The organism is Streptomyces sp. PU-14G, assembly GCF_041028275.1.
Lineage (GTDB): Bacteria > Actinomycetota > Actinomycetes > Streptomycetales > Streptomycetaceae > Streptomyces.
In genome coordinates this window covers 1-2,864 of the sequence record NZ_JASKYT010000635.1, presented here as the reverse complement: position 1 = coordinate 2,864, position 2,864 = coordinate 1, and the positions used below count along the sequence as shown (strand labels likewise).

2 protein-coding genes and 1 riboswitch are annotated in these 2,864 nt (G+C 75.1%); both genes read left to right on the top strand.

Translation table 11 applies throughout. The annotated features are described in order from the left end of the window. Positions 1–210: 210 nt before the first annotated feature. Positions 211–359, top strand: a riboswitch (cobalamin riboswitch). A 162-nt stretch (positions 360–521) separates the two neighbouring features. Next, positions 522–1,907 carry a prenyltransferase/squalene oxidase repeat-containing protein gene (locus AB8Z75_RS34265; RefSeq protein ID WP_369208946.1) on the top strand — a complete coding sequence of 462 codons (1,386 nt, stop codon included), beginning with the start codon at positions 522–524 and terminating at the stop codon, positions 1,905–1,907. A 167-nt stretch (positions 1,908–2,074) separates the two neighbouring features. Then, positions 2,075–2,800: an SCO2322 family protein gene (locus AB8Z75_RS34260; RefSeq protein WP_369208944.1), complete on the top strand. Its 726-nt coding sequence runs from the start codon at positions 2,075–2,077 to the stop codon at positions 2,798–2,800. Positions 2,801–2,864: the final 64 nt, after the last annotated feature.

Below are 2,864 nucleotides of genomic sequence, written 5' to 3'. Positions count from 1 at the left end.
GTCCCGCCTCCCAACGCCCGGCTCCCGCGGGCCTCACGCCACGGCCCTCCGCCGCAGGTCATCCGGCATCCGACCGCCTCTCTCGGGCAGGCGTCCCAGGGAGCCGGCTTCCCCTGCCCGGGACGGGGGTGCGGGCCGCTCAGGGCCGAGGGAGTCGCCGGGTGACCGCTCCCGCTACAGTGGCCGACAGACGAACAACGCCTCCGACCGGGGGAAGCCGGTGCGAATCCGGCGCTGACCCGCAACCGTGAGCAGACCACCGCAGCGTCGTCGTCCGTACCGCCGTGTACGTGGCCGCACCGCAGCCGCACGGCGTGCGCGCGGACGACGCCCTTCGGCGGTCGCGAGCCGGAGCACCCGGTCGAAGGTGGGCTCCCGTGGCCGGACAGGCCACCGGCACCGTCGAGGTATACGGAGCCGAGCCCGGTGCACCGTGGTGCGGACCGCGCGATCGTGCGGCCCGTACGGCGGGGCGGCCGTGCCCGGCTGCGGTCCGCTTCCGTCACCGAAAGGCACTCGCCATGTCACCGCGTCGCCGCCGCGCCACGGTCCTCGCCGCCGCCACCGTGCTGTGCGCGAGCGCCGCCCCCGTGGCATCCGCCGCCGCTCCGGCGGCCTCGGCCCCCTCCCGCGCCGTCGCGGCCCCCGGCTCGGCACCGGCCGCGAAGCCGTCCGACCTGCCCGACGGGCTCTACGGCGACGCCGATCCCCAGTACGACGGGGTGTGGCGCCAGTCGATGGCACTGCTCGCCCTGGACGGTGCCGGTGCTGTGCCCGCGAAGAAGGCCGTGGACTGGCTCACGGGCCAGCAGTGCGCCGACGGCTCGTTCACGGCGTACCGCGCCGACCCGGCGAAGAAGTGCGATCCGGACGCCAATCCGTCGGACGTCAACGCCACGACCCTAGCCGTGCAGGCCCTCGCGGCGGTCGGCGGACGCGGCGAGGAGGTCCGCGAGGGCGTGGACTGGCTGATCTCCGTCCAGAACAAGGACGGCGGCTGGGGCTCCGGGGCGGACGCGCCCTCCGACGCCAACTCCACCTCGCTGGCCATCGGCGCCCTGCACGCCGCGGGCGAGGACCCGGGGAAGACGACCGCGCAAGGCGGCGCGTCCCCGTACGACGCGCTGCTGTCCTTCCAGCTCACCTGCGGTTCCAAGGGCATCGAGGAGGCGCCGGGCCAACAGGGCGCCTTCGCCTACCAGCCGGACAAGAAGGGCAGGCTGGCCCCGAACAACGACGCCACCGCCGCCGCCTCGCTCGCGGCCCTGGGCGAGGGCGTCCTCGTCGAACCGCGGGACAAGGACGCCAAGAGCAAGCCGGTGACGCCGCTGAAATGTGCGGCCGGAAGCGGAAGCGCGAAGGATGAAGGAGACAGCGAGGGGGGCGGGGGCGACGAGGGCGTGCCCGGCGGGCGCACGGAGGCCGCGGGCGCGGGCGCGGCCTACCTGGCCTCGGCCCTGAAGAAGAACGGCGGCCACTTCTCCATGGTCACGCCGGGTGAGGACAAGGAACAGCCCGACTACGCCAACACCGCGGACGCCGTGATCGCCCTGGCGGCGGGCGGCCACCGCAGCGAAGCGAAGTCCTCCCTCACGTGGCTGGCGGACAATCTCGACAAGTGGGACAAGTCCAAGGACGATCCCGCCGCCCTCAGCGCCCTCATGCTCGCCTCCCGCGCCACCGGCGGCGATCCGGCGAAGCTGGGCGGCACCGATCTGCTCGCCCGGCTGACCGACACCGGCCCCCGACCCGCCCGACTGCCCGACGCGGACAACGACTCCTCCGAGTCCGGCAAGAAGGACGACGGCGGCACCATCCCGGTGTGGGCGTTCATCCTCGTCGGCCTCGCCGTCGGTGCCGGCTTCGGCATCCTGCTGAGCGGCCGGCGCAAGAGGCAGCAGCTGTGAGGGGCCGCACGGTGCGCACCGCCCTGCGGACGGCCGCCCGACCACTCGGGGCGGCAGGGACCGGAGCTCGGACCAAGGCCGCCGCCCGGCCACTCGGGGCGGCGGGGGCCCGGACTCAGGCCAAGGCCGGGACCGGGACCGGGGCCGGGACCAGGACAGGCGCCGCTGTGGCCGCGCTCCTGGCCGTCCTTCTCGCCGTGTTCGCGCTGCAGGCCCCGCAGGCGCACGCCGCCGACTCCGTGCGGCCCGCGGCCGGAACGGGGTACCGCTACTGGTCCTTCTGGCAGCAGAACGAGGACGGCTCCTGGTCCTACGCCACCGAGGGCCCGGCCACCCAACGCCCCGACGACGGTGACACCCTCGGCTTCCGCTTCGCCCTGAGCGAGGACTCCCGGCAGGCCAAGAAGCCGCGCGGCACCACGACGTTCGCGGCGGCCTGCGAGAAGACCGAGCCCGAGGACGGCAGCAAGCGCGTCGCCGTCCGCATCGACTTCGGCACCCGCGCCGACGCCCCCGAGGGCGACTCCACGGCGCCGCCCGCCCCCAGGACCCGGTGCGCCCTCGTGGCCGAGAAGGCGTCGGCGGCCGAGGTCCTGGCCAAGGTGGCCTCCCCGCTCCGTTACGGTTCGGGCTCCCTGCTGTGCGCCATCGACCACTACCCCGCCAAGGGGTGCGGCGAGCAGGCAGGCAGCGACGAAAGCTCCGGGAACGGCGGAAGTGACAACAGCGGTGAGGGAGAAGGCCGTGACCACAGCGCCCGCGGTGACGAGGGCAGCGGCAGTGGCGCCGGCGGCGAGGGCATGTCGTCCGGCCTGGGCCTGACCGCGGGCATCGCCGCCGTCGCGATCCTGGGCCTCGCGGCGTTCTGGCAGGCGCGCCGCCGAAGGCGCTAGCCGATGCGCCGCTCCCTGCCGGAAACACCGCTCACCCCGCGCGGTGCCGCCCCCACCCGCGCCC

What these genes read in the sequence shown, in the direction of transcription:
- AB8Z75_RS34265 (WP_369208946.1), top strand. Translation starts at nt 522, where the DNA reads ATGTCACCGCGTCGCCGCCGCGCCACGGTCCTCGCCGCCGCCACCGTG.